This window comes from Oceanibaculum nanhaiense, from assembly GCF_002148795.1.
Taxonomy (GTDB): Bacteria; Pseudomonadota; Alphaproteobacteria; order Oceanibaculales; family Oceanibaculaceae; genus Oceanibaculum; species Oceanibaculum nanhaiense.
In genome coordinates this window covers 101405-126183 of record NZ_MPOB01000003.1, presented here as the reverse complement: position 1 = coordinate 126183, position 24779 = coordinate 101405, and the positions used below count along the sequence as shown (strand labels likewise).

Sequence of the window (24779 nt, the reverse complement as noted above, 5' to 3'; positions counted from 1 at the left end):
CCCCGCCTTGGCACGGGGGTTGCTTATGTCTCTGTGCCATGAAGAAAACGATCCTCACTCTGATCCTCCTCGCCGGTGCCGCGCTGCTGCCGCAGCGCGCTGACGCTATCGGCACGACGGCCGGCTCGCTGCCTGACCTGTGCGGCGCGGCCATTGCCCGGACCGAGCAGGCGCGCGGGATTCCGCGAAATTTCCTGCGTGCCGTGGGGCTTGCCGAATCCGGCCGCTGGGACACCAGGGCCGAGCAGGGCGTGCCCTGGCCCTGGACCGTGACGGCGGAAGGGGAGGGCAATTATTACCCCACCAAGGCGGCAGCGATTGCCGCCGTGCGCCGGTTGCAGGGGCGCGGGATCAAATCCATCGATGTCGGTTGCATGCAGGTGAATTTGTACTGGCATGGCAAGGCCTTCGCCGGCCTGGCAGACGCCTTCGAGCCGGAGGCCAATGTCGCCTATGCCGCCGACTTCCTGTCGCGGCTGAAGGAGGAACGGCGCAGCTGGCAGAATGCGGTCGGCTATTACCATTCCGCCACGCCGGAATTCAACCAGCGCTACCGCGCCAAGGTGCTGCGGCTGTGGCAGGGCGTGGGCGACAATGATTATGCCAGCGTGGAAGAGGAGGTTCGCTTCTCCGAAACCGCGCGCTCGGCGGCGCGCCGGCAGCTTCCGACCATGATGCCGGTCTGGGCGAAGAGTGGCGGTGCGGCGGAAACCGCGGCTGCTGTTCCGGCCTCGGCGCGCATCGCCGCCGGTGCCCGGCAGCAGGTGGCGCAGCGCGACGCGGCCGCGGCGAGCGGTGGCCTTGCCGCCTACCGCAAGCGTGTGGTGCACACGCCGGAGACTTTCCAGGCGGTTCCGGAAAGTCTCGTAACCCGTTAATTCTGTAAAGAAAAAGGGCGCCAGATGAACGGCGCCCTTTCTGTGTTCCCAGAAGGGATGGCGCTCAGGCCATCGCCTTCTGCAGGTTCTTGTCCAGTGCATCGAGGAACTGGTTGGTGGTCAGCCAGGGCTGGTCCGGGCTGATCAGGATCGCCAGATCCTTGGTCATCTGGCCGGATTCGACGGTCTGGATGCAGACCTTCTCCAGCGTATCGGCGAACTTCGCGACTTCCGGCGTCTCGTCCATCTTGGCGCGGAAGGCGAGGCCACGCGTCCAGGCGAAGATCGAGGCGATCGGGTTGGTCGAGGTTTCCTTGCCCTGCTGGTGCTGGCGGTAATGGCGCGTCACCGTGCCGTGCGCGGCCTCGGCCTCGACGGTCTTGCCGTCGGCGGTCATCAGCACCGAAGTCATCAGGCCGAGCGAGCCGAAGCCCTGGGCCACGGTGTCGGACTGCACGTCGCCATCATAGTTCTTGCAGGCCCAGACATAGCCGCCGGACCACTTCATGGCGCAGGCCACCATGTCGTCGATCAGGCGATGCTCGTAGGTCAGGCCCTTGGCCTTGAACTTCGAAGCGAAATCCGCGTCGAACACTTCCTGGAACAGGTCCTTGAAGCGGCCGTCATAGGCTTTCAGGATGGTGTTCTTGGTGGACATATAGACCGGCCAGCCGAGATCGAGGCCGTAATTGAAGCAGGCGCGGGCGAAATCGCGGATCGAATCGTCCAGATTATACATGCCCATGGCGACGCCGCTCGATGCGAAGTCATAGATGTCGTAGGTCTGGGCCGGGCCGCCATCGGCCGGCTGGAAGGTCATGGTCAGCTTGCCGGGGCCGGGCACCTTGAAGTCGGTGGCGCGGTACTGGTCGCCGAAGGCATGGCGGCCGATGACGATGGGCTGGGTCCAGCCCGGCACCAGGCGCGGCACGTTCTGGCAGATGATCGGCTGGCGGAACACGGTACCGCCCAGAATGTTGCGGATGGTGCCGTTCGGCGACCGCCACATCTTCTTCAGGCCGAATTCCTTCACCCGGTCTTCGTCCGGGGTGATGGTGGCGCACTTCACGCCCACGCCGTACTTCTTGATCGCATTGGCGGAATCGATGGTGATCTGGTCGTCGGTCTTGTCCCGGGCTTCGATGCCGAGGTCGTAATACTTCAGATCGACGTCGAGATAGGGCAGGATCAGCTTGTCCTTGATCATCTGCCAGATGATGCGGGTCATCTCGTCGCCGTCGAGTTCGACGATCGGATTCTTAACCTTGATTTTCGCCATGCGTTTTCTCCTCTTACCGACGCGTCGGGGCCGGCGCGCCTTTATTAGACGCGGCGCACAATATCAGGCCGCCCGTACGGTGCAATAGCCGGTTGCGGATGGCTGATCACTGCCACTTGACTTCGGGACCGGGGATCGGCTCCGGCACCTCGGCCAGGACGGCGAAGGCGGCGTCGATATCGGGCACGAAACGCAGCAACGCGCGATGCTGCTCATTCACGAAACCTTCTGCGATCATGTGCTCGATCATGGATTGCAGGGGGGTCCAATAGCCCTTCACATCGATCACGATGATTGGCTTGGCATGCAGCTTCAGCTGCCGCCAGGTGGCCATCTCAAAGGTCTCGTCCAGCGTGCCGAGACCGCCGGGCAGTACGATGAAGGCGTCGGAGCGCTCGAACATGATCATCTTGCGCTCGTGCATGGTCTCCACGACGATCAGCTCGGTGGCGCCGCCATGGCCAACCTCCAGACGCATCAGATGCCGGGGAATGATGCCGGTGACGCGGCCGCCGGCGGACAGCGCCGCATCGGCGGCTTCGCCCATCAGCCCCACCTTGCCGCCGCCATAGACCAGCTCGATGCCGGCTTTCGCCATTCTCTCGCCAAGGGCGCGGGCAGCCTGCTTGTAAGCGGGATTGACGCGGCCGGAGGAGCCGCAATAGACGCAAAGGGATCGGATGTTTTCCATGCGCCGCGATATCGCATTGCCGCGCAGCCCGGTCAACCGTGCAGTGAAGGTGATCACAAACGCGTGTACGCCGCATCGGACAGTATGGCGGGGGCCGGTCCGGCTTTACGCTGTCCCGGAAAACGGAGATGCTTCCAGCCGTGGCGCCCCTGTGCAGCGCGGGCCGCCGCGATAATTGCGTGCTAGCCAATTTGAGTCGGTCGAACCGAGGAGAACCAGATGAGCAAGGCCCAGATGACTAAAACCCTGCGTTTCGCCATTACCGCTTTCTGTGCGGCTGGCGTGCTTGCCGGCAGTGTGCTTGCCGGCGCAGCCGTCGCCGCCGACCGCAAGCCTGAGGATGCCCTGAAGTACCGCAAGGGCGTCCTGACCGGCCTTGCCTGGCATTTTGGCCCGGTGGTCGCCATGGCCAAGGGCGAGGCGCCGTTCGATCAGAAGCAGCTTTCCGAGCGCGCGGCCGCCATGGCGGCGCTTTCCAGCATGCTGGGCGAGGGCTTCATTCAGGGCACGGCGCAGGGGCAGATCGAGGGCAGCCGGACGTTGCCGGTGGCCTTTACCGACAGCGCCGACTTCCAGAAGAAGCTGGAAGCGCTGCAGACCGCCACCGCCGCGCTGGCCTCGGCCTCCGGCTCCCTGGCGCAGGGCGATCTCGGCAAGCATGTCGCCGCCATCGGCGGATCCTGCAAGGCCTGCCACGACACCTATCGGGCGAAGTAACACCTCAACGCAGCAGGGGCGGCAGTATTTCCACGGTGAAATAGACGCAGCCCGCGGAGATCGCGACGAACAGGCCGGCAAGCCACAGGCTCGCCGGCCTTTCCATGCCAAGGCCGGGGGGCAGATCCCTGCGGCCGGTCACCATGGCGGTGACCAGGTTTTCGCGCTTGTAGATCCGGTAATAGGCAATCACCGCCAGATGCAGCACGACCAGCGCGATCAGGAACCAGACCGCGATGGCGTGGGTGCGGTTGGCGATGCTATCGACTGCGCCGGAGAACAGCCCGTTCAGCGGGCCTTCGGTCAGAATATCGTCGGAAGCGAACAGGCCGCTGCCGGCTTGCGCCAATGCCGCCAGCAACAGGGCGATGACCGACAGCGCACCCATTGGATTATGGGTGTCGGTAGGATGCGCGTGGCGGCTGCCAAAGGTGCGCAGATAGGCCCATACCGTGCCTGGCCCGCGCAGGAAGCTGGCGAAGCGCGCGGTGCGGCTGCCGAACAATCCCCACAGGATGCGGAAGACCACCAGCGCCAGTACGGCGTAGCCGAAGCGCATGTGCCAGGTCTTGTCGAAGCCGCCGAACTCCCCGGTCCAATAGGCGCCGACGATGGCGCCGGCCAGCAGCCAGTGAAACAATCTTGTCGGCAGATCCCAGACCAGGGCGCGGCGCAGGGTGGCGGTCTCGGCAGGATCGTGCATGGGCGTTTCCCGTGAAAATATGTGCCGGAACAAGATGGCAAAACAAGATGGCTGGCAACCGGCAACCTCGCAAGAGCCCGCCAGCCTCGCAAGAGCAAGCTGGCGGCATGTTCGCGCGCACCTGCAATTGCGCTTGAGACTGTCCCGATATAGGGTTTGCGCTACGGCATAAAACTGGCCGGAGAACCGGCCGCTATTGGGGGCGCACGCAATGTATTCTCATAAAACCGTGGTTTGCTGACGATGCTGCGACGTCCTTTCATCATTGGCGTGATTGGTGTGATTGTCGTTCTGGCGGCATTGGCGCTGAACTTCCTGCTGACTGCGGAGGATGCGCCGCAGCAGGCAGCCCCCGCCGCGCCCCCCGCCGCACCGGCGCAGCAGCGCGAAACGCCTGCCTCGGCTGCCCCTGCAACAGTATCGCAGACGCCGCCCGCCGTGCCGGAACAGACCCCGGCCCCGCGCGCCCCCAGCTTCGATGTGGTGCGGGTCAACCCCAAGGGCGATGCAGTGATCGCTGGCCGGGCCGCACCGAATGCTAAGGTCACGGTGCGGGATGGCGACACGGTGATCGGCGAGATCCAGGCCGACCAGCGCGGCGAATGGGTGCTGCTGCCGAAGGAGCCGCTGCCGCCGGGCAACCGGCAGCTGACGCTCGAAGCCGAATTGCCGGATGGCAGCCGGCTGCAGTCGAAGGATGTGGTCGTGCTGGCGGTGCCGGAGCCGCAGAAGGATATTGCCGGCCAGCCGAGTGCCGCGCCGCAAACACCGCTGGCGATGGTGGTGCCGCGCGAGGGAACCGGCCCGTCCAGGGTCTTGCAGGCGCCGGCGGTGCCGAAGCAGCAACAGCCGCAACAGCAATCGCCGGCGCAGGCGCAGCCGGTCGCGCCCGAACCCGCCGATCCCAAACTTGCCACCTCCAGCCCAACCGAGCCGAAGCCGGAACCGGCGACAGGCCCGTCCGTGGTCAGCCTGCCCGAGACTGGCCGGAAGACCGACATGCCGGTCAGTGTCGATATCGTCGATTACGATGCCAAGGGCGCGGTGATCTTCAGCGGCCGCACCGAACCGGACGGGCAGGTCCGTGTCTATCTTGATGACAAGCTGCTGGGCGACGCGAAGGCTGACGACAAGGGGAACTGGCGCTTCCAGCCCGGGCAGGAAGTGGCGGCCGGCACCTACCGGCTGCGCGTGGACCGGCTGGCCCCGGACGGCAAGGTGGTGGCGCGGGTGGAACTGCCCTTCGCCCGGTCGGAGCCGCTGTCGGGCCTTCTCGAAGGCCGGGTAGTGGTCATTCAGCCGGGGAATAATCTCTGGCGGATCGCCCGGCGCACCTATGGCGATGGCATGGCCTTCACACAGATATATGGCGCCAATCGCGATCAGATTCGCGATCCTGACCTGATCTATCCGGGACAGGTCTTCGTGCTGCCTCAGGTGAATTAAAAGCGCCTAGGCGTTCTTGTCGCTCGTATCCGGCAGGGAGAGCGTGGACATCTGGCCGATATGGTCGCGCAGCCTGGCGAGGAACAGCGCCACTTTCGCGATCAGCAGGCTGGGCGTCGGCGGGCCGTCCAGCGGCAGTTCGACATCCAGCCGGATGCGCTGCCTTGGATCGACCAGCAGCTGGGTTTCTTCCTTGATGCCGATGGCCCGCAGGGCTTCCAGGATGGCGCGCCGGCGTACCGTCGATTCGCTGCTGTAGGGCAGGATGCCGATCAGCGCGCGCATCGACAGGCGGGCTTCGCCCTCACGGTCGTTCAGCTGCGCGATGTAGGTCACGCCGTCGCAGTCGAAGGCGAACTGAAAGGGCCGGGCATTATGAGGCGCGCCGTCGCCGCTGTTGGCAACCTTCACGAAAGTCCGCAGATCGAACTCGTCGGGGACGTGGTTGAGAACGGCACGGAAGGGGCTGGCGGCGTCCATCAGCATCTGCTTTCGACTCCGGGGAGGATAGGCTCAAACTGTCACGCTGAAGGATAGTGTCAAGCTCCTAAGGAAGGGTTAAAACCGCGACGATTGCGTTGGCCGATTCGCTGTGTACTCTCCGCGTGCGAATGCCCATATGCTAGGGTCTCGACGGGAAACGAGAAAGGAAATGGCGTGTTGAAATCGATTCTGGTGCCGATTGCGCGGGAAGGCTGGCCCTTCATCGGGATATTCGCGGTTGGCACATTGGTCCTGTTCGCCATCTCCGATCCGCTGGGCTGGGCCGGTGTGATCCTGACGCTGTGGTGCGTCTATTTCTTCCGCGATCCGGACCGGGTGACGCCAAGCCGTCCCGGCCTGGTGATCAGCCCGGCCGATGGTGTTGTGTGCTATGTCGGCAAGGCCCCGGCGCCGGCCGATCTGGAGCTGGGCGATGCGCCGATGCTGAAGATCGGCATCTTCATGAATGTGTTCGACGTGCATGTGAACCGTGCGCCGGTGGACGGCAAGGTGTCGCGCCTGGCCTATCGCCCCGGCAAGTTCTTCAACGCCTCGCTGGACAAGGCGAGCGAGCAGAATGAGCGGCACGGCATGGTTGTCGAGATGGCCGACGGCACCAAGGTCGGCAGCGTGCAGATCGCCGGCCTGGTGGCCCGCCGCATCGTCTGCAAGACCGCCGAGGGCGCCACCCTGCGCGCGGGCGAGCGCTATGGCCTGATCCGCTTCGGCAGCCGGGTCGATGTCTATCTGCCGGCCAGCGCCGCCTCGCTGGCGGTGCTGGGGCAGCGGATGATCGCCGGCGAAACGGTGATCGCCGACCTGACCTCCGCCGAGCCGGACCGCCTGGGCGAGATTCGCTAGTGGTCGGGTTGCGGCAGGGCGGAGGACACAGGCGGCATCGCCGGGCGCCGCGCCTGAAGGGGCTGTCGATCAACCGGCTGATCCCGAACATCCTGACGGTGCTGGCGCTGTGCGCCGGGCTGACCTCGATCCGCTTCGCGCTGAACGGCGAATGGCATCAGGCGGCCATCGCGATTTTCGCCGCCGCCATCCTGGACGGGCTGGACGGACGCATGGCACGGCTGCTGAAGGCCTCCAGCAAGTTCGGCGCGGAACTTGATTCGCTGTCCGATTTCATCAGCTTCGGCGTGGCGCCTGCCGTGGTCTTGTATATGTGGGCAATGAACGGGGTTGCCGGGTTCGGCTGGGCTGTGGTGCTGTTCTTCGCCACCTGCGCGGCGTTGCGGCTGGCGCGTTTCAACACCAAGCTGGGCGACCCTGACCTGCCGGCCTATGCCTATAATTATTTTTCCGGCGTGCCGGCGCCGGCGGGGGCGGGGCTTGCGCTGCTGCCGATGGTCCTGTCCTTCGATCTGGGGCAGGACGCGGTGCTGAAGCACCCGGCCCTGGTGATTGCCTGGGTGTTCTTCATTGGCCTGCTGATGGTCAGCTCGATCCCGACTTATTCGGGCAAGAATGCGCGCATCCCGCAAGGGCTGGTGATCCCGATGCTGATCGTGGTCGGGCTGCTGGTGGCGGCGATGGTGAACGCGCCGTGGCGCACCCTGTCGGGGCTGGGCCTGCTCTATCTGCTGTGCATTCCGTTTTCCATCCGCTCCTACCGCCGGCTGAAGGCCGAGGCGGAGCAGATGGTGGCTGATCATGAGGCAGACCTAGAGGGCGATACTCCTGGCGATACGGCGCCTGCCGACGGGAAAGCGGCCGATGGGGATCCGCGACCGGGGACCTCGAACCCCGGCACATGATCGACGCCGCGCTGCGCCGGGTGATTGATCGCCCGCTGGATAGGGCTGGCGGCTTTCTGTCGCGCTGCGGAGTCTCGGCGAATGCCATGACGGTTGCCGGCTTTGCGGCCGGCATGCTGGCGCTGCCGGCTCTGGCCGTGCAGGCCTATGGCGCGGCGCTGGCGCTGATCCTGCTGAACCGACTGTCGGACGGGCTGGACGGGGCCATTGCCCGGCGGCGCGGTGCCACCGATTTCGGCGGCTATCTCGATATCGTGCTGGATTTCATCTTCTACGCCGGCATCGCGCTGGGCTTCGCGCTGGCCGATCCGGCGGCGAACGCGCTGGCTGCCTGTTTCCTTATCTTCAGCTTCATGGGCACGGGATCGAGCTTCCTGGCCTATGCCGTGATGGCGGCGAAGCGCGGCCGCACCAGCACGGAGCGCGGCCCGAAATCGCTCTATTACCTGGGCGGGCTGACGGAAGGGGCGGAGACCATCGCCCTGTTCGTCGCCATCTGCCTGTGGCCGGGCTGGTTTCCGGTACTGGCCTATGGCTTCGGGTCGCTGTGCTGGCTCACCACCGCGACCCGAATCCTGGCCGCGCGGCGCGATTTTACCCCTTAACAGCCAGCGCGGATGCCTTCTTCTCCTCGCGCTTCTGCCGCCGGTTTTTCCGCCAGTCGCTGACATTGGCCCGGACCTTCAGCGCCGATGGCGTGATGACGAGTGTGAGGACCGTGGCGAAGGCCAGCCCGAAGACGATGGCCGTGGAGAGCTGCACCCACCATTGCGTCGAGGGCGCGCCGATGCTGACCTCGCGGCTGATGAAGTCGATGTTCATCTGCAGCACCATCGGCATCAGCCCCAGAATGGTGGTCAGCGTGGTCAGGAACACCGGCCGCAGGCGCTGGGCGCCGGTGCGCAGCAGCGCCTCGTGCGCGGGCACGCCCTGCTTGCGCATCAGGTCGTAGGTGTCGATCAGGATGATGTTGTTGTTCACCACGATGCCGGCCAGCGCGATGACGCCGACGCCGCTCATGACGATGCCGAACGGCTTGTTCATCACCAGCAGGCCGATCATCACGCCGATGGTGGAGAGGATCACCGCCGAGAGGATCAGGAAGGCGCTGTAGAAGCTGTTGAACTGCGTCAGCAGGATGACCGCCATGATGAACAGGGCGATGGCGAAGGCGCGCACCAGGAATTGCTGCGCCTCGGCCTGTTCCTTGTCCTCGCCCTTGAAGCTCACCTCGACGCGCGGGTCGAGGCCGGCATCCGGCAGCCAGGCGCGCAGTTCCCGCACCTTGTCGTCGGCCAGAACGCCGGGTTGCACATCGGCCTTCACCGACATGATGCGCCGCCCGTCCACGCGCTTCAGCTCGCCGACCTTCTGTTCCGGCTGCTCGGTAACAAAATTGCTGATCGGGATCAGCCCCTGCGCGGTCTGGATGCGCAGCTGGCCGAAGCGGTCGAGATTCCGGTATTCGGTCGGGAAGCGCACGACGATGTCGATTTCCTCGTCGCTGTCATTGGGCCGGTATTCGGTGACTTTCAGCCCGTTGGTGACAAGGCGCACATAATTGCCGATCATGCTGAGATCGACGCCGAACTTGGCGGCCTGGGCACGGTCGGCGTCGATGGCCCACTGGATGCCGGGGATTGGACGGCTGTCCTCGATATTGGCCAGGCCCTGCATGCTGTCGAACTTCGCGCGGATCAGCGCCGCCGCGGGCTCCAGCAGCGCGACGTCGAGGGCACTGATCTCCAGCGCAACGGGCTTGCCGACCGGTGGGCCGGCCTCCTGCTTCTGCGGCTCGACGAAGATGCCAGGATATTTGCGCGACCGTTCCACGATCTCGGCCAGGATATCGTTGGCCGGCGGGCGTTTGTCCCAGTCCTTGAACTCGACCGAGATGGTGGCGATGACATCCTCGGCCTTGTCCTGGCCGCTGCGCGGCTGGGTGCCGATCGAGGAATAGACCGACTCGAAGGCATCGATCGCCAGCACTTCCCGTTCCACCAGAATGGCAAGCTGCTGCTTCTCATCGATGGAGAGGTTGCCGCGCGCATGCACCAGAATCTGCGCCTGCTCCGGCTCGACTTCGGGGAAGAATTCAACGCCGTGGCCATGCGTGGCATAATACCACTGGACGAAAACAAGCGTGGCGAGAGCAGCCAGCACGACCTTGCCGGGGTGCTTCAGCGCCTTGTCCAGCGTGCGGATATACAGGCCGGTCTGGCCCTTCACCTGTGTCAGATCGACGGTGTCGTTGTCGTCATCCGTCGCCTCGGCGCTCAGTGCCCGGGCCTTCTCGGGGTCGAGCGCGCCGCCCGGCTTGCCGATGAAGGCGCCCAGCGTCGGCACGAAGATCAGCGCCATCAGCAGCGAGGCCGACAGGGTGGCGATCAGCGTGATCGGCAGGAATTTCATGAACTCGCCCACCACGCCCGGCCAGAACAGCAGCGGCAGGAAGGCCGCCAGCGTGGTCGCGGTGGAGGCGATGATCGGCCAGGCCATGCGCTTGGCGGCGCGGGCATAGGCGCGCTTCGGCGACTGGCCCTCGGCCATCTTGCGGTCCGCGAACTCGGTCAGCACGATGGCGCCGTCCACCAGCATGCCGACGGCCAGGATCAGGGCGAAAAGCACCACGATGTTGATGGTGATGCCCATGGTGAAGATCACCAGGATGGCCAGCAGGAAGGAGCCCGGAATGGCGATGCCCACCAGCCCGGCGGAGCGCAGCCCCAGCGCGCCGACGATGACGATCATCACCAGCAGAACCGCGCTGATGACGTTGTTCTGAAGGTCCGACAGCATGGTGCGGATATCCTTCGAGCGGTCCTGGCTGTAGGTGACCTTCACCGTCTCCGGCCAGAACTGCTTCTGCCGCTCCGACAGCGCGCGCACCGCCTCGATGGTCTCGATGATGTTCTCGCCGGTGCGCTTGGTGACCTGCAGCCCCACCGCCGGCTCGCCATCCAGCCGGGCGACGGATTCGCGATCCTTGAAGGTGCGGCGCACCTCGGCCACGTCGCGCACGCGCACCACCGCGTCGCCCTCCGTCTTCAGCGGCATGTCCAGGATGTCGTCGGCGGTCTCAAACAGGCCCGGCACCTTTACCGGGAAGCGGCCGCTGCCGGTATCCAGCGCGCCGGCGGCGATCAGCCGGTTGGACCGGTCGATGAAGGTGAGGATGTCATCGGACCGTAGGCCATAGCTTTCCAGCTTCAGCGGATCGATCAGGATTTCCACCAGCTCCTCACGGTCGCCGGCGATATCGACATTCAGTACCGAGGGGATGCCTTCGATCTCGTCGCGCAGCTCGCGGGCGAGGCGGACCAGCGTGCGCTCCGGCACCGGCCCGGAAAGGGTGACGACCAGCACCGGGAAGAGGCTGAAATTTACCTCGGTGATGCTCGGTTCCTCGGTTTCCGTCGGCAGTTCGGACTTGGCGATGTCCACCTTCTCGCGCACATCGTCCAGCGCCTTGTCGGCATTGAAGCCGGCATCGAACTCCAGCAGCACGAAGCCGCCGCCCTCATAGGCGGTGGAGCGCATCTCCTTCACGCCCTCAATGGATTTCAGCTCCTGCTCCATCGGCCGCAGCAGCAGCCGCTCGGAATCCTCCGGCGAGATGCCCTCATGCACCAGGCTGACATAGATGGTGGGGATGTTGATGTCCGGATCGGATTCCTTGGGAATGTCGATATAGGCGACGGTTCCCGCGATCAGGATCAGTACCAGCACCGCGATGGTGGTACGCGCCCGGGCGATGGCGGCGTCGATCAGGTTCATTTCGGCGCTCCGCCCGTGGCATAGGCGCCGGCAAAATTCTCCGAACGCACGGCCTCGACCTTCTGGCCCTCGGCAACGAATTCCTGCCCGACCACGATCAGGCGGGCGCGCTCCGGCAGGCCCGCCAGCCAGACGCCGTCGGTCTCGCTGGCAATGATCCGGACCGGCCGGAAGGCAACGGTTCCGGCCTCATCCACCAGCTTCACGCCCAACTGCCCGGCATCGTTCAGGGTCAGGATGGCGGGGGTGATGAAATGCGCCGGCACGGTGTCCAGAGACAGCTTCACCGCAGCCGTCAGCCCGTCGCGGATGCTGCCATCCCGATTGTCCAGTTCGGCCTCCACGCGGAAGGTGCGGGTGGCGCTGTTGGCGACGCTGGCGATGAAGCGGATGACCGCGGTGCGGGTTTCGCCGTTGGAGAAGCGCACTTCGGCCAGGTCGCCGAGCGCGAGGGAAAGGGCATGGGTTTCCGGCACTTCGATGACAACCAGCATCGGGTCGGTATCGACGATCTGCGCCACCTCGTCGCCGGCCTGCACGTAATTGCCAACCTCGACCATGCGGTCGTTCAGCACGCCGTCGAAGGGCGCGCGGATGGTCGTGTTGGCGATATCGACCTCGATGCGCGCTAGCGCGGCCCGTGCCGAATCCAGCAGCGCCTGCGTCTGGGCGAGGTTGGTGTCGGAACGGAAACCCTTGCCGGCCAGCTGCTTGGAGGCGCTGAATTCGGCCTCGCGCTGACGCACCAGTGCACGTGCCTCGGCCCGGACTGCCTCACGGCTGTCCAGCGCGATGCGCGCGATGACCTCGCCGGCGGCGACTCGCTTGCCTTTCTCAACCCCGATCTCGGCAATCCGCCCGTCGGTCTCGACGCGCAGCATCACCCGGCGTTCCGCTTCGGTATGGCCGTTGATCGTCAGCTCGCGGCGGTGTGCCTGCGTCTCGGAGACAATGAATTGCACGCCGGGCAGGGCGGCCTGCGTCTCCTGCCGGGGCGTCCCGGACGGCGCGTCGGCGGCATCGCCGAACTGGCCGGAAGCGATCCACAGCGTGGCTGCCACCGCGAACAGGATGGCGATCCAGATTGAGGATTTCATCGCTCGGTTTTCCCTTTGAGCGCGGTGGCAGAAGAGGAGATTTCCGACAGCAGCCGGTGCCGGTTGGCCTCAAGACCGGTTGCCCTCAAGATAGGCCATTGCCGTGCCATAGACAGCCTTGCTTGCCGACATTGGCGCGGACTATAGGAGCGACATCCAACTGTATCAATCAGGATATCGTTACGAAATATTTCGCTGAACCACATATGCCTAATTGGTGATTTGCTCCTGTCAGGCGCTGGGTTTGCCGCCCGCCGCGTATCGGACATGCACCGGCAGACGGTAGTGATCGCCCTCGCGATATTCCTGCAGCCGCCGGACCACCGCCGCCTCGACCGCGTCGCGTTCGGCGGCACCGGCCTCCATCCACAGCCGGCCGAAGGACATGTCCAGGTTGGTGCGCCAGAAGGGCTGGTCGCCCGGTGCCTTGCGGCGGGCCTGGATCACCTGTTCCTCGACACCGGTAAAGCCGGCCTGTTCCAGCAGCCCGACCAGCACGCCGGGCTGGCCAAGAATGAAGGGCATTTCGAGGAAAGTTTCGTCCTGCGGCCCCATCACTTCCTGCACCGCCGCCATGTTGATCTGGAACACCGCATTGTCGGTCAGCGGTCCCCAGACCATGAAGCCGGCGCGCCCGCCGGGCGTCAGCACGCGCAGACATTCCCGCAGCGCCTTCAGCTTGTCAGGGAAGAACATCAGGCCAAAGCGGCAGGTAACGCGGTCAATTCCGGCATCGGGGAAGGGCAGGGATTCGGCATCGGCGATCTCGAAGCCGATATTGCCGAGGCCCCGGTCGGCGGCGCGGCGTCTTGCACCGGCCAGCATGCCCTCGGCCAGATCGGTCGCGGTGACATGGCCGGTGTCGCCGATCAATTCCGCGATGGTCAACGCCGGTTCCCCGGCGCCGGAGGCGAGATCCAGCACGCGCTGGCCGGCGGCGATGCCGACCAGGTCCAGCAGCGGTTCGTTCAGCCGGCGGGCCATCTCCGCCATTTCCTCGGCGCGCTTGTCCCAACCGATGCCGCGGTCGTTCCAGTTCTGCCGCTGGCGTTCCTTGAAACCGTCTTCCGTCGCGTCGCCGCTCATAATGTCCTCCCTGTTCTTCTTCTTTCCCGGTATAGCGCCAGCCGGTGCGGGAGACCATGACAGCCTTGCACGCACTGCAATAAAGGCTCGTTTGCAATCAACTCGCAATCTCACTATGATGCGCGCATCTCGCTGGGGGCGGCCTTGCATCAGGCCGCTTTGGGATGCCCGTACAGCGCCGCAGGAACAGGATACGAGAATGAACGAGACGACCCCGCAGGCCCCGGCCGCGCTTGCCGGAACCATGCCGTCCGATGCCGCCTCGGCTGCTCTGGGGGCGCCGCCCCCCGGCGCGCTTGATCAGGCGCTTCAGCTGATCCAGGCCGGCGGCCCGGTGGTGGTGATCCTGCTGGCCTTCTCGGTGGTGGCGCTGGCCATCTTCATCATGAAGCTGCTGCAGTTCCAGTCGGCACGGCTGTGGAGCCGGGGCTTCGTCGAGCCGGCGCTGACCCAGCTGCGCAATGGCCGCCCGGCCGAGGCGCTGGCGATGCTGCGCGGCGTGCGCAGCCCGGTCGCCGAGATCATGGCGGTCGCCATCGACGGGTTCCGCCATCGCATCGCCGAGGACCGCATCCGCGAGGAAGTCGCCCGCATCGGCAGCGCCCGGCTGGAGGAGCTGCGTTCCTACCTGCGCGTCATCGAGGTTATTGCGACGTTGAGCCCGCTGCTCGGCCTGTTCGGCACGGTGCTGGGCATGATCGACGCCTTCCGGCAGATGGAAGCTGCCGGCAGCAATGTGAACCCGGCCATCCTGTCTGGCGGCATCTGGGTGGCGCTGCTGACCACGGCGGTCGGCCTGGCGGTGGCGATTCCCGCTGTCGCCATGCTGAACTGGCTGGAACGCATCGTCGAGCGCGCGGCGCACACAATGGACGATGCGGTGACCCGGCTTTTTACCATGCCACAGGCTTCCGGATATCAGGAGCGTGAGGCCGCGGGCCTGCGCCAGCCGCATGCACAGCCTGCGGAGTAGCCTTCCGGCGAAGCGCCGGCAGATCATCAGTCTGACGCCGCTGATCGACGTCGTCTTCATCCTGCTGATCTTCTTCATGCTGGCCTCCAGCTTTCTCGACTGGCGGACCATCACGCTGAACACGCCGGGGCAGGCGGTCGCGACACCGGATATGGAAGGCGCCATGCTGGTGCGCCTGCGCGCCGACGGGACACTCGACCTGGCGGGCGAGGCGCTGTCTGGCGAGCAGTTGCAGGCGCGGCTGCAGGCCGCCCTGGCGCGCAAGCCGGACCAGCGCGTGCTGGTGCGGCCGGAGCGCGGCGTGGTGATGCAGCGCGCGGTGGCGGTGCTGGATCTGGTTGCCGCGACCGGTATCAAGGACGTCTCGCTGGTACGGGGGCGGTGATGGCCATTCTGAATCAGGGCGGCAAGGGCGCGCGCCGCGGCCTATTCGCCTCTGGCCGCCACCGCGAGCGGAATTCCGACGAGGGCATCATCCCGCTCATCAATGTCGTGTTCCTGCTGCTGATTTTCTTCATGCTGGCCGGCAAGCTGTCGCAGATCGACCCGTTCGAGGTGACGCCGCCGGATTCCGCCTCGGAAAGCCTGCCGGATGGCTCGACGCTGACCGTGCTGGTTGGCGCCGATGGCCGGATCGCCTTCGACGGCAAGCCGATGGAACTGGAGGCGCTGCCGGCGGCGCTGGCGGAGCATGCCAAGGACGGCGCGGTGCTGCGGCTGAAGGCCGATCAGCAGGCCGAGGCCGACCGGGTGATCGAGGTGATGGAAAGCCTGCGCGCCGCCGGCATCGAGAAACTGTCGCTGCTGACGACGAAGGCAGGAACCGCGCCATGAGACTCTCTCCGCGCGCCAAGCTGGCCGGACTGATTGCCTCGCTGGCGATTCACGGCAGCGCGCTCGCCTTCTTCGTCGATTTCAGCGAGGACAAGGGCACGGCGCAGGCTGGCCTCGGCGGCGTCGAGGTGGCGCTGGCGCCGATGGGTGGCGCGCCGGGCAGCGAGGCACGCGCCGTCGAGGCCACCGAGACGGTGAAACCGACCGAAGTGACGGAGACGGCAAAGCCGGTCGAGACGGCAGAAGTGCCGGACGTGCCGGTTACGCCGGTCGAACAAGCGCGCCCCCTTGAACCGGTAACGCCCGTGGAACCGGTGAAGCCCATCGAACCGGTGAAGCCGGTCGAGACGGTGAAAGTCCGGGACGAGGCGAAGCAGGTGAAGATGGCCGAGGTGCCACCGCCGCCGCCGGTAAAGCCGGTGGTGAAGAAGCCGGAATCGCCGAAGCCGGTGAAACCCGCACCCCAGCAGGTCGCTAAGGCGGAACCGGCCCCTGTGCAGAGCGAACCCGCGCCGGCGCCCTCGGTCGCCGGGTCCGCCGGCAAGTCAGGCTCGCAGGATTCGCGGAATGCCGGCGCCACGAACAGCACTTCGGCATCTGCGGGCGGCGGCATGCCGGGATCGTCCGCCGATTATCTGGCGCTGGTGCAGGCCTGGCTGGAACGCCACAAGGAATATCCGCGCCGGGCGCAGCTGCGCCGCATCGAGGGGACGGCGGTGCTGCGCTTCGTGATGGACCGCGAAGGCAAGGTGCTGTCCTTCCGGCTGGAGCGCGGCTCCGGCCATGCCGTGCTGGACGAGGCGGTGCGGGAAATGGTCGAGCGCGCCTCGCCCTTCCCGCCGCTGCCGCCGGAAATCCACCAGGCCAATCTGGAGCTGGTGGTGCCGGTCGCCTTCTATCTCCGTTAGAGGCTGGCTCCGTTAAAGGCCCGGCCCCATCAGATAATCGGGCAGCCAGGTGGCGATGCCGGGGAACAGGCACAGCAGCAGCATGCCCACCACCATGCACATCATGAAGGGCAGGGCGCCGTACAGGATCGTCGGCAGCTTGATCTTCGGTGCGATGCCGTTGATGACGTAAAGGTTCAGCCCGACCGGCGGGGTGATCAGCCCCAGCTCCATATTGATGGTCAGGATGACGCCGAACCAGATCGGGTCGAAGCCGGCATTCACAATGATCGGCAGCAGGATCGGCGTGGTCATCAGAATCACGGCGGCGGGCGGCAGGAAGCAACCGGCGACCAGCAGCAGGATGTTCACGAAGAACAGCAGCATCCAGCGGTTGATGTCCAGCAGGGCGATCCATTCGGCAATGGATTGCGTCACATACAGGCTGGACAGCATGTAGCTGAACAGCACCGAGGTGCCGATGATCATCATGATCATCACCGATTCGCGCATGCCGTCGCGCATGATGTGCCACAGCGCGGTCGGCTGCCAGACACGATAGATGATGACCACCAGCAGCAGGCACAGCATCGCGCCGACGCCTGCCGCCTCGGACGGGGTGGCGAGGCCGCCATACATCGAATAGACCACGCCGGCGATGATCAGCAGGAAGGGCAGTATGCGCGGCAGCACCTCCAGCTTCTGGCGCAGCGAATAGCGGTCGCCGATCTGCGCCAGCCCCTCGCCGCGTTTCCAGCACAGAAACAGCGCCCACAGCATGAACAGGCCGGTCAGCATCAGCCCCGGCATGACGCCGGCGAGGAACAGCCGGCCGATGGAGGTCTCCGAGGCGATGCCGTAGAGGATCATCGTCACCGAGGGTGGGATCAGGATACCCAGCGTGCCGCCCGCGGCGATGGCGCCGGTTGCCAGATCGTCGGAATAGCCGCGCTTTTGCATCTCCGGGATGCCCATGCGGCCGATCGCGGCGCAGGTGGCGGGGGAGGAGCCGGTCATCGCGCTGAACAGCGCGCAGGCGCCGAGGTTGGAAATGACCAGACTGCCCGGCACGCGGCTGAACCAGCGCGCCAGCGCCTCGTACAGATCCGATCCGGCGCGGCTGGAGGCGACGGCGGCGCCCATCAGCACGAACATCGGGATCGAGACCAGGGTGAAATCGTTCAGGCCGGCATAGAGCGTGTCGGCCAGGAACTCGATGGAGCGCAGCCCGTCGAAGGCGATCATGAAGCCGACCGCGACCACGCCAAGGCCGAAAGCGACGGGGATGCCGGTACCGAGCACGATGAGCGTCACGACGCCGATCAGCAGGCCGATGGTAAGTTCGCTCATAGCCGTTGCTCCGGGTCCATGCCGAACGGCATGTCGCGTCCGGTCAGCAGGCAATAGATATCGGCGACATATTGCAGGCACAAAACGCCCATGCCGATGGGCAGGGCGGCGTAGTAGATCCACAGCCGGGCGCGCCACATGGAATCGGTGGTCCAGCCGCCATCATAGGCTTCCCACCACCATTCGATGCCGTTCCACAGCACCAGCAGGCAGAAGCCAAGCGCCACCAGCGATGCCAGCAAGGCAAGGCGCAGGCGCCAGCGATGCGAGAGGTAGAGCGGCAGCAGATCGACATTCACATGCCCCCTGGTCAGCAGCACATAGGGGCTGCCGACGAAGGTTGCGGCGACCAGGATGAAGGTGACGAACTCGCTTTGCCAGATCGCCGATTCCTGCAGCACGGTGCGCACGAAGATCATCTGGCAGACGATGATGACGGAAGCGAGGATCATCAGCACCGCCGCCACGCCGCACAGGCGTGACAGGGCGGCAACCGCTCGAACGTAGGACTGCATGGACGCTCCGAAGGGGCGGGATGCGAATGTCAGGAAGGACGCTCCGCCCGCGCGGCAGGCCACGCGGGCGGGCGGCGTCATGTGACCGTCGGCGTTATTGCACCGACAGCGCCATCTCGATCAGCTTGGCGCCGGTCGGCACCTTCTCCGAGAAGGTCTTGTAGGAGGTCTTCTTCGCCACCTCGCGCCAGGCATTGGCCTGGGCGTCCGACATGGTGACGACCTTCACATTGTTTTTCTTGTAGGCATCGACCAGCTTCTCATCGAGCTTCTTGCTCTCCGCCGCGAAATAGTCTTCCGACTTCTTGGCCGCCTTCATAAGCGCGTCCTGCTGCGCCTTGTTCAGCTTGTCGAAGCTGCGCTTGGACATCAGCACCGGCTCGTACATGAACCACAGCGCATTGTCGCCGGGTGCTGTCAGGCAGGCGAGCTGCTCGTAAAGACGGAACGAGACGAAGCTGCCGGCGCTGGTGTCGGTGGCGTTGGCCACACCGGTCTGCAGCGCGTTATAGACCTCGTTCGACGGGATCGACACGATGGACGCCCCGGCGCCGGCCCACATCTCCGCAAAGGTTGCACCCGCCGAGCGCGCCTTCAGGCCCGCCGCATCCTGCGGTTCCAGGATGCACTTGTCCTTGCCGCCAAAGGCGCCGGCCAGCCAGGCATCGGCCAGCACAATGACGCCGGCACCCTCGATGATCTTCTTGATCTCGCCCATGAAGGGCGACTTGTTGAGGCGCTGGGCATGATCATGATTCTTCACCAGGCCCGGCATCAGTGTGGCGCCGAACTCCGGATGGCGGCCGCTGGCATAGTCCAGCGGAAAGGCCGTGATGTCGATCTGGCCCTTCTGCATCGCCTGCCACTGTTCCTTCGGCTTCACCAGCGAGGCGCCGGGGAACACCTTGATCTCGAGGCCGACATTGGCCGCCGCGACTTCGCGGGCGATCAACTGCACCATCTCGTCGCGCACGTCGCCCTTGCCGCCGGGGAACTGGTGCGAGGCCTTCAGCTCGACCGCTGCCGCGTCCTGTGCGGTCAGTGCCGCCAGCGCCACGCCGGCGATGGCTGCCAGAATGAACTTGTTACGCTTCATGGTATTTCCTCCCTGTGAAAGCGTTTTTCATTTTTTGTAAAAGCAGTATGAGACGAAAAATACGCGCCTCACAATACTCTGTTCAGGGAACAGCAAAGGACGGTCGCTTCAGGGCTTGCCGTGACGCCCTTCCCGTCGCACTCTGCGACCCGGTCGCACGGGGGTAACCGGAGGAACGAAATCCATGCTGCGCATCTGGGGCCGCAACAATTCCATCAATGTCCAGAAGGTGATGTGGTGCGTCGGCGAGCTGGGGCTGGTGCATGAGCGCATCGATGCCGGGCGCGAATTCGGCCTGACCGGGGAAGACTGGTACCGCAAGATGAACCCGAACGGGCTGGTGCCGGTGATCGATGATCGCGGCTTCGTGCTCTGGGAATCCAACGCCATCGTGCGCTATCTGGCGGAAACCTATGACGAAGGCGGGCGCTGCCCGTCCGATCCGAAGCAGCGCGCGCAGGCCGGGCAGTGGATGGACTGGGCGACGACCATTCTGGCCGCGCCGATGACCGTCGCGTTCTGGCAGCTGGTCCGCACGCCGGAAGCGGAGCGCGACAGCGATGCCGTTGCCAAGGCGGCCGAGGCGCTGAGCAAGCATTATGCGGTGCTGAACCGGCATCTCGACAGCCGCCTCTACATGCTGGGCGAACGGCTGACCATGGCCGATATCCCGGTCGGCGCCTTCGTTCATCGCTGGTACGCGCTGGATGTGCCGCATCCCGATCTGCCATCCTTGCGCGCCTGGTACCAGCGGCTGACCGAGCGTGAGGCATTCCAGACCCATGTCATGCTGCCGCTGACGTGAGTGTTCCATCGTGTGGGTCCGCCTAAAAACGGCCCGAATAGACGTCAATCATCGTCAAAGGTTCAGCTTAGGCCGCTACGATGCGATACCGGACGACCAACCGAAGCGAGGCTATAATGATATCCACCCATGCGAATTTCCGACGCGCTTCCCGTTTGCTGTCCTCTCTGACGCTGGCGGCTTTCCTGGCATTGGCTGGATTGGCCGGTATCGCCACATCGGCCGCACAGGCGCAGGAAGCCGGTATCGGCATCGAGTTGAACAAGCTGGAGGAACAGCAGAACGCCTGCCGTGTCTATATGCTGTTCGAGAATCCCGGCCAGACCGAATTCAGTGAATTCCAGCTCGACCTCGTGCTGTTCGACACCAATGGCGTGATCGCCCGCCGCCTGTCGCTGGACGCTGCCCCGCTGCGCGCCGAGAAGAGCAGCGTGAAGCTGTTCGATATCGACGGGCTGGCCTGTCCGAAGATCGGCCGCATCCTGCTGAACGACATGCTGGCCTGCGCCGATGCCTCGGGCAAGCGCACCGACTGCCTGAAACTGATCAAGCCGGCCAGCCGGGTTGACGCCAAATTCGTTAAGTAGGGGGCGGGGAAGGAAACCCTCTCCCGCAAGGGGAGAGATCATGTGCCAAAAGAATTCCCTCGCCCCGGAAGGGGAGAGGGATGACGAGGCTTGCGAGCGAAGCGAGTTAGCCGAGGCTGGGTGAGGGGAGACCGGCTCCGACCTTGCAATTCCCCCTCACCCAGCTCCGCCTAATCTCGCCATTCGGCTCAATAAGGCTGCGCAACCCTCTCCCCCAAGGGGGCGAGGGATAAAATCGATAGCTATTTCCAAGAATATCCTCCCACAAGGGCAGAAGGCATTTAACAGTAGCCCGACCTACATCACCTTTCCCGGGAACGGGTGTTCGCCGGTGCGCGATTCGACCTCGATGACCCAGAGGTCCGGGTCGCGTCCGACCGCGCGCTCGATATAGGCGTCAGCCTCGGCTTCCGGCACCAGCGCGCCATCGAAGGCGGCCAGCCAGCCCAGATTGCCGTCCAGATCGCGGGCCTGGCTGAGCAGCTGACAGCCCTGTTCCAGCCGGTTCACCTTCAGCAGGACGGTCGCCCCGGCTTCCGCCCCCTTGCGCAGCACATAGGCCGGCAGGTTGCGCGCCATGCATTGGCGCAGGTGAGCCTTGACCCAGATGTCCGTGGTCAAGCGCGGTTCTTCCATCCTAGACTGCCTTTCAGGAATTCAGCGGTCGTCTTCCGGCGCTTATCCCATGGCGGGAGCAGGGTGCCAAGGAAGGGATAAGAACCGCAGCAAAGCTTGAGGAAGGAAACAGACGATATGAGTGCGACCTCATTCACCGTCGAACAGCTGGCCCAGCGCATCCCCGATGGGGCCAAGATCGCCCTGCCGCCGGATTATTCCGGCTGTGCCATGCAGGTGGTGCGCGCGCTGATAAGGCGCGGGGCGAAGAATTTGCACATCGTCGGCGTGCCTTCGGTGGGCCTGCAGGGCGACATGCTGATCGGCGCCGGTTGCGTCGGCACGCTGGAGACCGCGGCCGTCACCATGGGCGAGCTGGGCATCGCGCCGCGGTTCATCGCCGCCGCCAAGGCCGGCTCGATCAAGCTTCGCGACGGCACATGCCCGGCCATCCATGCCGGGTTGCAGGCGGCGGAGAAGGGCATCCCCTACATGCCGCTGCGCGGCGTGCTGGGCAGCGACCTGGTCGCGCACCGCGATGACTGGAAGGTGGCGGACAATCCGTTCGGCGAGAACGACCCCATCCTGCTGGTGCCGGCGATCAAGCCGGATGTGGCGCTGTTCCATGTCCGCAAGGCCGACCGCAAGGGCAATGTCTGGATCGGCGTGCGGCGCGAGCTGATGCTGATGGCGCATGCCGCGAAGGAATGCCTGGTCACCGCCGAGGAGATTGTCGAGGGCGATCTGCTGGCCGACGAGGCGACGGCGGCCGGCACCATCCCCGGCCTCTATGTCACGGCGATTGCCGAAGCGAAGGAGGGCGCCTGGCCGGTCGGGCTGGGCGGCGCCTATCCGGCCGATGCCGCGCATATCGCGGACTATTACGAGCAGGCACGCAGCGACGAGGGCTTCCAGAGCTACCTCGCCGAGCATGTGCTGACCCGCAACGCGGCGGAGTGACCACGATGACTGATTGCAAGCCCGAAGAACTGCTGATCGCCTTCATCGCCGACAGGCTGGCGGGGCTGCGCCATGTCGCGGTCGGCAATTCCTCGCCGATTCCCGGCGCCGCCGCGCTGCTGGCCCGCGCCCGTTCCGACGGCGCGCTGCGTGTTTCGCTGCTCGGCAGCCGTAAGCACACCGCCTTCACCGATGGCGGCAAGGAGCTGTTCGACTGCGCCGCCGAGGGCCGCATCGATGCCTTCTTCCTGGGCGGCGGGCAGATCGACGGCGAGGCCAACATCAACCTGGTCGGCATCGGTGATTATCCGCAGACCAAGGTGCGGTTTCCCGGCTCCTTCGGTTCCGCCTATCTGTATTTCCTGGTGCCGCAGGTGATCCTGTTCCGCGAGGAACATACCGACCGCGTGCTGGTACCAAAGGTGGATTTCGTCAGCGCGCCGGGCACCAGCCCCGCCAATGTCTATCGGCCGGGCGGGCCGAAGATGCTGGTCACCGGGCGCTGCATCTTCGATTTCGATAAGGAAACCAAGCGCTTCAGCCTGCGCAGCGTGCATCCCGGCCATAGCGTGCAGGAAATCCGCGAGAATACTGGCTTCGACTATGACGAGCCGGCGAATGTGCCGGAGACTCCGATCCCCGATGCCGGAACGCTGGCGCTGCTGCGCGGGCGCATCGGCCAGGAGATCGCCGAGACCTATCCCGCCTTCGCGTCGCGTGTCTTCGACATCGCCGCCTGACCGATTTAACAGGAGAACGACAGATGGCGGATACCGCCGCGAATCCGGCCGGTGGCGCTTTTGGTGCGCTGAACGGCCTGAAGGTGATCGACCTGACCCGCGTGCTGGGCGGCCCCTACGGCACCCAGATCCTTGGCGACCATGGCGCGGAGATCGTGAAGATCGAGCCGCCGCAGGGCGATGAGGTGCGCGACTGGGGCCCGCCCTTCCTGGAGGGCGACGCCTCCTACTTCATCGGCGTGAACCGCAACAAGCGCTCGCTCGGCCTCGATCTCTCCAAGCCTGAGGGCAGGGAGGTGCTGCTGCGCCTGCTCGACGGCGCCGACGTGCTGATCGAGAATTACAAGCCCGGCACCATGGAGCGCTGGGGCATCGGCTATGAGGAAGTGCTGTCGAAGCGCTTTCCGGCGCTGATCCATTGCCGCATCAGCGGCTTTGGCGGCGATGGCCCGCTGGGCGGTTTCCCCGGCTATGACGCGGTTATCCAGGCGATGGCCGGCATGTTCTCGATCAACGGCACGCCGGAGGCCGGGCCAACCCGCATGGGCACGCCGCTGGTCGATCTCGGCACCGGGCTCTATTCGGCCATCGCCATCCTGATGGCGCTGTTCGAACGCCAGCGCTCCGGCAAGGGCCAGTATATCGACATGACGCTGTACGATTCGGCGGTAGCTCTCTTGCACCCGCAGGCGGCCAACTACTTCCTGTCGGGCAAGACCCCGGTGCTGACCGGCAGCGAACACCCCAACATCACGCCCTATGACAAATTCGCCACCAGCACCGGCGAGATTTTCCTGGCCATCGGCAACAACCGCGCCTTCGAGCGGTTCTGCACCGAGATCGGCCGCCCGGACCTGCCCGCCGATCCGCACTTTGCCAGCAATGGGGAGCGCACCATCAACCGCCCGGCGCTGCGCGCGGAGCTGGAAAAGGCGATGGCCAATGTCGATGGCAAGGCGCTGTGCGAGCGGCTGCTGGCACTTGGCGTGCCGGCCGGGCCGGTGATGAACATCGCCGAGGTGTTCGCGGCGGAACACACCCAGCACCGCCGCATGGACGAGAAGCTGGATGCCTATCGCGGCACCGGCATCCCGATCAAGTTCAGCCGCACGCCGGGCAGCGTGCGCCGCACCCCGCCGAAATTCGCCCAGCACAGCGACGAGATCCTGACCGAGGCCGGCTTCTCCGCCGAGGAGGTCGCGTCGCTGAAGCAGGGCGATGTGGTGGTCACCAAGCGCCGGCAGTAGGGATCATCAGCCGGCAGTGTCTTCGCCGATGTCCTTCGAGACGCCGGCTTATCGCCGGCTCCTCAGGACGAGGGGAGACTGGGATCGCCGGCAGTGCCACCAGGTGACCTCATGCTGAGGAGCCTGCGCCAAACCCTTTTGGCGCAGGCGTCTCGAAGCATAGGGCGGCTCACACCAATTCCCTCGCTGGGCTGGAACCGGGTGAGGGGAAACGTGCAAAGCAAAGAAAACGAACTCGGAGGACCGC

26 protein-coding genes are annotated in these 24779 nt (G+C 65.2%); 15 read left to right on the top strand and 11 right to left on the bottom strand.

Annotated features, from left to right (window positions below; all coding sequences use genetic code 11):
* Positions 1 to 38: 38 nt before the first annotated feature.
* Positions 39 to 878 carry a lysozyme family protein gene (locus BKM74_RS05885; protein ID WP_086464771.1) on the top strand — a complete coding sequence of 280 codons (840 nt, stop codon included), beginning with the start codon at positions 39 to 41 and terminating at the stop codon, positions 876 to 878.
* A gap of 64 nt (positions 879 to 942) precedes the next feature.
* Here the strand turns inward: BKM74_RS05885 and BKM74_RS05880 are convergent, their stop codons facing one another.
* Complete coding sequence (locus BKM74_RS05880; RefSeq protein ID WP_086464770.1) at positions 943 to 2157, bottom strand: NADP-dependent isocitrate dehydrogenase; 1215 nt, start codon at positions 2155 to 2157, stop codon at positions 943 to 945.
* A 106-nt stretch (positions 2158 to 2263) separates the two neighbouring features.
* Complete coding sequence (locus BKM74_RS05875) at positions 2264 to 2848, bottom strand: LOG family protein (protein ID WP_086465058.1); 585 nt, start codon at positions 2846 to 2848, stop codon at positions 2264 to 2266.
* 219 nt (positions 2849 to 3067) lie between these two features.
* Between BKM74_RS05875 and BKM74_RS05870 the strand changes: the two genes are divergently transcribed.
* Complete coding sequence (locus tag BKM74_RS05870) at positions 3068 to 3565, top strand: c-type cytochrome (RefSeq protein WP_086464769.1); 498 nt, start codon at positions 3068 to 3070, stop codon at positions 3563 to 3565.
* 4 nt (positions 3566 to 3569) lie between these two features.
* On the opposite strand, the gene BKM74_RS05865 is transcribed toward BKM74_RS05870, so the two are convergent.
* Positions 3570 to 4268 (bottom strand): cytochrome b/b6 domain-containing protein, encoded by a 699-nt coding sequence (locus tag BKM74_RS05865; RefSeq protein ID WP_086464768.1) that lies wholly within the window; start codon positions 4266 to 4268, stop codon positions 3570 to 3572.
* 243 nt (positions 4269 to 4511) lie between these two features.
* Between BKM74_RS05865 and BKM74_RS05860 the strand changes: the two genes are divergently transcribed.
* A complete protein-coding gene (locus BKM74_RS05860) occupies positions 4512 to 5714 on the top strand; it encodes a LysM peptidoglycan-binding domain-containing protein (RefSeq protein WP_245825832.1) in 1203 nt (400 codons plus the stop codon).
* Positions 5715 to 5720: 6 nt separating this feature from the next.
* Here BKM74_RS05860 and BKM74_RS05855 read toward each other — a convergent pair whose 3' ends face one another.
* A complete protein-coding gene (locus tag BKM74_RS05855; RefSeq protein ID WP_086464767.1) occupies positions 5721 to 6200 on the bottom strand; it encodes a hypothetical protein in 480 nt (159 codons plus the stop codon).
* A 99-nt stretch (positions 6201 to 6299) separates the two neighbouring features.
* On the opposite strand from BKM74_RS05855, the gene BKM74_RS05850 reads away from it, so the two are divergent.
* From BKM74_RS05850 to BKM74_RS05840, 3 genes are read left to right on the top strand one after another with little or no spacing between them, the layout of a single operon-like run.
* Positions 6300 to 7058, top strand: coding sequence for a phosphatidylserine decarboxylase (locus BKM74_RS05850; protein WP_407668671.1), 759 nt, complete (start codon positions 6300 to 6302; stop codon positions 7056 to 7058).
* The gene (gene pssA, locus BKM74_RS05845) at positions 7058 to 7963 is read left to right on the top strand and encodes a CDP-diacylglycerol--serine O-phosphatidyltransferase (RefSeq protein WP_245825831.1); all 906 of its coding nucleotides are present in this window, start codon (positions 7058 to 7060) and stop codon (positions 7961 to 7963) included. Before BKM74_RS05850 ends, pssA begins: the two co-directional genes overlap by 1 nt.
* The gene (locus tag BKM74_RS05840) at positions 7960 to 8568 is read left to right on the top strand and encodes a CDP-alcohol phosphatidyltransferase family protein (protein ID WP_086464765.1); all 609 of its coding nucleotides are present in this window, start codon (positions 7960 to 7962) and stop codon (positions 8566 to 8568) included. Before pssA ends, BKM74_RS05840 begins: the two co-directional genes overlap by 4 nt.
* Here the strand turns inward: BKM74_RS05840 and BKM74_RS05835 are convergent.
* The 3 genes from BKM74_RS05835 to BKM74_RS05825 form a co-directional block, all read right to left on the bottom strand.
* Entirely contained in the window at positions 8558 to 11740 is a 3183-nt protein-coding gene (locus tag BKM74_RS05835; RefSeq protein WP_086464764.1) for an efflux RND transporter permease subunit, read from the bottom strand. The genes BKM74_RS05840 and BKM74_RS05835 overlap by 11 nt on opposite strands.
* Positions 11737 to 12837: an efflux RND transporter periplasmic adaptor subunit gene (locus BKM74_RS05830; RefSeq protein WP_086464763.1), complete on the bottom strand. Its 1101-nt coding sequence runs from the start codon at positions 12835 to 12837 to the stop codon at positions 11737 to 11739. Before BKM74_RS05830 ends, BKM74_RS05835 begins: the two co-directional genes overlap by 4 nt.
* 231 nt (positions 12838 to 13068) lie before the next feature.
* Positions 13069 to 13923: a class I SAM-dependent methyltransferase gene (locus tag BKM74_RS05825; protein WP_176342412.1), complete on the bottom strand. Its 855-nt coding sequence runs from the start codon at positions 13921 to 13923 to the stop codon at positions 13069 to 13071.
* 199 nt (positions 13924 to 14122) lie between these two features.
* Between BKM74_RS05825 and BKM74_RS05820 the strand changes: the two genes are divergently transcribed.
* From BKM74_RS05820 to BKM74_RS19065, 4 genes are read left to right on the top strand one after another with little or no spacing between them, the layout of a single operon-like run.
* Entirely contained in the window at positions 14123 to 14896 is a 774-nt protein-coding gene (locus BKM74_RS05820; protein ID WP_086464762.1) for a MotA/TolQ/ExbB proton channel family protein, read from the top strand.
* Entirely contained in the window at positions 14877 to 15281 is a 405-nt protein-coding gene (locus BKM74_RS05815; protein ID WP_086464761.1) for an ExbD/TolR family protein, read from the top strand. The genes BKM74_RS05820 and BKM74_RS05815 overlap by 20 nt, the downstream gene beginning before the upstream one ends.
* Positions 15281 to 15730 (top strand): ExbD/TolR family protein, encoded by a 450-nt coding sequence (locus tag BKM74_RS05810; RefSeq protein ID WP_086464760.1) that lies wholly within the window; start codon positions 15281 to 15283, stop codon positions 15728 to 15730. Before BKM74_RS05815 ends, BKM74_RS05810 begins: the two co-directional genes overlap by 1 nt.
* Positions 15727 to 16638, top strand: a complete 912-nt coding sequence (locus BKM74_RS19065) for an energy transducer TonB family protein (protein ID WP_086464759.1) — start codon at positions 15727 to 15729, stop codon at positions 16636 to 16638. The genes BKM74_RS05810 and BKM74_RS19065 overlap by 4 nt, the downstream gene beginning before the upstream one ends.
* 12 nt (positions 16639 to 16650) lie before the next feature.
* Here BKM74_RS19065 and BKM74_RS05800 read toward each other — a convergent pair whose 3' ends face one another.
* The 3 genes from BKM74_RS05800 to dctP form a co-directional block, all read right to left on the bottom strand.
* Positions 16651 to 17967, bottom strand: coding sequence for a TRAP transporter large permease (locus tag BKM74_RS05800; protein ID WP_086464758.1), 1317 nt, complete (start codon positions 17965 to 17967; stop codon positions 16651 to 16653).
* The gene (locus BKM74_RS05795; protein WP_086464757.1) at positions 17964 to 18482 is read right to left on the bottom strand and encodes a TRAP transporter small permease; all 519 of its coding nucleotides are present in this window, start codon (positions 18480 to 18482) and stop codon (positions 17964 to 17966) included. The genes BKM74_RS05800 and BKM74_RS05795 overlap by 4 nt, the downstream gene beginning before the upstream one ends.
* A gap of 94 nt (positions 18483 to 18576) precedes the next feature.
* The gene (dctP, locus tag BKM74_RS05790; protein WP_086464756.1) at positions 18577 to 19578 is read right to left on the bottom strand and encodes a TRAP transporter substrate-binding protein DctP; all 1002 of its coding nucleotides are present in this window, start codon (positions 19576 to 19578) and stop codon (positions 18577 to 18579) included.
* A 184-nt stretch (positions 19579 to 19762) separates the two neighbouring features.
* Here dctP and BKM74_RS05785 point away from each other — a divergent pair, with 184 nt between their 5' ends.
* Positions 19763 to 20383 carry a glutathione S-transferase family protein gene (locus tag BKM74_RS05785; RefSeq protein ID WP_086464755.1) on the top strand — a complete coding sequence of 207 codons (621 nt, stop codon included), beginning with the start codon at positions 19763 to 19765 and terminating at the stop codon, positions 20381 to 20383.
* A 116-nt stretch (positions 20384 to 20499) separates the two neighbouring features.
* Positions 20500 to 20970: a Tat pathway signal sequence domain protein gene (locus BKM74_RS05780; protein WP_086464754.1), complete on the top strand. Its 471-nt coding sequence runs from the start codon at positions 20500 to 20502 to the stop codon at positions 20968 to 20970.
* 297 nt (positions 20971 to 21267) lie between these two features.
* Here the strand turns inward: BKM74_RS05780 and BKM74_RS05775 are convergent, their stop codons facing one another.
* Positions 21268 to 21591: a DUF1491 family protein gene (locus BKM74_RS05775; protein ID WP_244922198.1), complete on the bottom strand. Its 324-nt coding sequence runs from the start codon at positions 21589 to 21591 to the stop codon at positions 21268 to 21270.
* 132 nt (positions 21592 to 21723) lie between these two features.
* On the opposite strand from BKM74_RS05775, the gene BKM74_RS05770 reads away from it, so the two are divergent.
* Genes BKM74_RS05770 through BKM74_RS05760 form a run of 3 tightly spaced genes read left to right on the top strand, consistent with a single transcriptional unit; the run spans position 21724 to position 24532 of the window.
* Complete coding sequence (locus BKM74_RS05770; protein ID WP_086464752.1) at positions 21724 to 22545, top strand: CoA transferase subunit A; 822 nt, start codon at positions 21724 to 21726, stop codon at positions 22543 to 22545.
* A 5-nt stretch (positions 22546 to 22550) separates the two neighbouring features.
* Entirely contained in the window at positions 22551 to 23285 is a 735-nt protein-coding gene (locus tag BKM74_RS05765; RefSeq protein WP_086464751.1) for a CoA-transferase, read from the top strand.
* A 23-nt stretch (positions 23286 to 23308) separates the two neighbouring features.
* On the top strand, positions 23309 to 24532 hold the full coding sequence (locus BKM74_RS05760) for a CaiB/BaiF CoA transferase family protein (protein ID WP_086464750.1): 1224 nt from the start codon (positions 23309 to 23311) through the stop codon (positions 24530 to 24532).
* Positions 24533 to 24779 lie beyond the last annotated feature (247 nt).

Coding starts and splice junctions, on each gene's coding strand:
- dctP (WP_086464756.1), bottom strand. CDS start 19,578: ATGAAGCGTAACAAGTTCATTCTGGCAGCCATCGCCGGCGTGGCGCTG.
- BKM74_RS05835 (WP_086464764.1), bottom strand. CDS start 11,740: ATGAACCTGATCGACGCCGCCATCGCCCGGGCGCGTACCACCATCGCG.
- BKM74_RS05770 (WP_086464752.1), top strand. CDS start 21,724: ATGAGTGCGACCTCATTCACCGTCGAACAGCTGGCCCAGCGCATCCCC.
- BKM74_RS05830 (WP_086464763.1), bottom strand. CDS start 12,837: ATGAAATCCTCAATCTGGATCGCCATCCTGTTCGCGGTGGCAGCCACG.
- BKM74_RS05780 (WP_086464754.1), top strand. CDS start 20,500: ATGATATCCACCCATGCGAATTTCCGACGCGCTTCCCGTTTGCTGTCC.
- BKM74_RS05765 (WP_086464751.1), top strand. CDS start 22,551: ATGACTGATTGCAAGCCCGAAGAACTGCTGATCGCCTTCATCGCCGAC.
- BKM74_RS05795 (WP_086464757.1), bottom strand. CDS start 18,482: ATGCAGTCCTACGTTCGAGCGGTTGCCGCCCTGTCACGCCTGTGCGGC.
- BKM74_RS05880 (WP_086464770.1), bottom strand. CDS start 2,157: ATGGCGAAAATCAAGGTTAAGAATCCGATCGTCGAACTCGACGGCGAC.
- BKM74_RS05800 (WP_086464758.1), bottom strand. CDS start 17,967: ATGAGCGAACTTACCATCGGCCTGCTGATCGGCGTCGTGACGCTCATC.
- BKM74_RS05840 (WP_086464765.1), top strand. CDS start 7,960: ATGATCGACGCCGCGCTGCGCCGGGTGATTGATCGCCCGCTGGATAGG.
- BKM74_RS05855 (WP_086464767.1), bottom strand. CDS start 6,200: ATGCTGATGGACGCCGCCAGCCCCTTCCGTGCCGTTCTCAACCACGTC.
- BKM74_RS05820 (WP_086464762.1), top strand. CDS start 14,123: ATGAACGAGACGACCCCGCAGGCCCCGGCCGCGCTTGCCGGAACCATG.
- BKM74_RS05815 (WP_086464761.1), top strand. CDS start 14,877: ATGCACAGCCTGCGGAGTAGCCTTCCGGCGAAGCGCCGGCAGATCATC.
- BKM74_RS05860 (WP_245825832.1), top strand. CDS start 4,512: ATGCTGCGACGTCCTTTCATCATTGGCGTGATTGGTGTGATTGTCGTT.
- BKM74_RS05885 (WP_086464771.1), top strand. CDS start 39: ATGAAGAAAACGATCCTCACTCTGATCCTCCTCGCCGGTGCCGCGCTG.
- BKM74_RS05870 (WP_086464769.1), top strand. CDS start 3,068: ATGAGCAAGGCCCAGATGACTAAAACCCTGCGTTTCGCCATTACCGCT.
- BKM74_RS19065 (WP_086464759.1), top strand. CDS start 15,727: ATGAGACTCTCTCCGCGCGCCAAGCTGGCCGGACTGATTGCCTCGCTG.
- BKM74_RS05875 (WP_086465058.1), bottom strand. CDS start 2,848: ATGGAAAACATCCGATCCCTTTGCGTCTATTGCGGCTCCTCCGGCCGC.
- BKM74_RS05785 (WP_086464755.1), top strand. CDS start 19,763: ATGCTGCGCATCTGGGGCCGCAACAATTCCATCAATGTCCAGAAGGTG.
- BKM74_RS05810 (WP_086464760.1), top strand. CDS start 15,281: ATGGCCATTCTGAATCAGGGCGGCAAGGGCGCGCGCCGCGGCCTATTC.
- BKM74_RS05825 (WP_176342412.1), bottom strand. CDS start 13,923: ATGAGCGGCGACGCGACGGAAGACGGTTTCAAGGAACGCCAGCGGCAG.
- BKM74_RS05865 (WP_086464768.1), bottom strand. CDS start 4,268: ATGCACGATCCTGCCGAGACCGCCACCCTGCGCCGCGCCCTGGTCTGG.
- BKM74_RS05760 (WP_086464750.1), top strand. CDS start 23,309: ATGGCGGATACCGCCGCGAATCCGGCCGGTGGCGCTTTTGGTGCGCTG.